1 protein-coding gene is annotated in these 863 nt (G+C 43.0%); it reads left to right on the top strand.

Annotated features, from left to right (window positions below; translation table 11 throughout):
* Positions 1–43 precede the first annotated feature (43 nt).
* Positions 44–863 (top strand): GGDEF domain-containing protein (locus COY37_RS02150; protein WP_286975826.1); only part of this gene is annotated, 820 nt, incomplete at its 3' end.

Here is an 863-nt window from a genome sequence, read left to right as displayed (position 1 = left end):
CTACTTATTCGGTAATCAACGAAATCCGTTCACTACATGGGCTATGATGATAACAGCTATACTTATTGCATTATCAGCGGTAGACGAAGTAACAGGGGTTCTTATTGGTACCATAAATCGGGTTCAATCAAAGATCAAAGGCTTATCGAATACGCGAGCGCTCTCCTACAGCCCCTGGCGCACATTACTTATTCCGTTTATCACTACGATGGTTATTCCCACAGTATGGGTCGCTTACTCGATTAATGGTCATAAAAGCGAAGTGGTCGTCTTAGGAAGCGTATCGACAATTGCGTTATTGGTATTATTGTATAGAAACCATCTGCTTTCTTCTGACAATGCAATGCTGTTTACCAAAGCCCTACTTGATAGCCTAACCGGCCTTAATAACCATCGCTATTTTCAGGAAGCTCTAAATAAAGCAATCCTCAAAGCGGATAAGACCAAGAAACCATTCTCTCTTTTAGCCTTGGATATTGACAACCTCTCTGATATTAACAATCAATACGGTCATTTCTTTGGCGATAAAGTATTGACCACGATTGGATCAGCCATTACTTCAAGAGTTAGGGAAGCGGATGAGGCATGTCGTCTTAGCGGGGATGAATTCGGTATTATCCTCCCAAGGACTAGTGAAGACCAATCTCAAAATATTGCACGTGCTATTAAAAAGCGTATCGATAAAACCTTGTCTGATGCCTTCCCAGGCAAGGCGATTACAATAACTATCGGTATAAGTACCTACCCAACACTCGCAACAAACAAGAACGAGCTTCTCCATACCGCAGATGGCGCGCTCTATTGGGGCAAGTTGCATGGTAAGAACAATGTCCTCACATACGACCCCCAAGTGGTTGAAGCCC

The sequence above is a fragment of the Candidatus Aquicultor secundus genome (assembly GCF_002791875.1).
Taxonomy (GTDB): domain Bacteria; phylum Actinomycetota; class Aquicultoria; order Aquicultorales; family Aquicultoraceae; genus Aquicultor_A; species Aquicultor_A secundus.
This window is presented reverse-complemented; position numbering and strand designations above follow the sequence as displayed.